This window comes from Kosakonia sp. H7A, from assembly GCF_003028445.1.
GTDB classification, from domain to species: domain Bacteria; phylum Pseudomonadota; class Gammaproteobacteria; order Enterobacterales; family Enterobacteriaceae; genus Kosakonia; species Kosakonia radicincitans.
This window is the reverse complement of record NZ_PYTZ01000066.1, coordinates 1-528: the sequence shown is the minus strand read 5'-3', so window position 1 is coordinate 528 and position 528 is coordinate 1. Positions and strand designations below refer to the sequence as shown.

The 528-nt window shown below is 69.1% G+C and carries 2 protein-coding genes; both read left to right on the top strand.

What is annotated here, in order from left to right:
- Positions 1-328, top strand: a 328-nt coding sequence (locus CWM66_RS28200) for a cell division ATP-binding protein FtsE (protein ID WP_146159963.1), incomplete at its 5' end; no start/stop codon positions are given.
- Positions 325-528, top strand: a 204-nt coding sequence (locus CWM66_RS28195; RefSeq protein WP_199200078.1) for a hypothetical protein, incomplete at its 3' end; no start/stop codon positions are given. The genes CWM66_RS28200 and CWM66_RS28195, both read left to right, overlap by 4 nt.

Sequence of the window (528 nt, the reverse complement as noted above, 5' to 3'; positions counted from 1 at the left end):
GCGCTCGGCACTGGAACGCATCGGCCTGGCCGACCGGGAGAAGGCGCTGCCGGCGCAGCTGTCGGCCGGCGAGCAGCAACGCGTGGGCATCGCCCGCGCCATCGTGTCCGAACCGCGCCTGCTGGTGGCCGACGAGCCTACCGGCAACCTCGACCCGACGCTGGCCGCGGAGATCATGCAGTTGTTCGCCGAACTGCCCGCGCGCGGTACCAGCGTGCTGGTGGTCAGCCACGACCTGGCACTGCTCAAGCAGATGCGCAAGCGTGTGCTCGTGCTCGACCACGGCAGGCTGGTGGACGATATCTCGCCGCAGGACCTGGCCGAATGAACAACGCCGCCCAGAATGCCGCACCGTCGCGCCTGTCGGTGTGGTTCGACCACCACCTGCACAGCATTGCCTTCAGCCTCGGCCGCGCGTTGCGCAAGCCGTGGGCGACGCTGCTCACGATCATGGTGATGGCGTTGGCCCTGGCGTTGCCGCTGGGCCTGTCTATCGCGCTGGACAACGTGCGCCACCTTGCCGGCAGC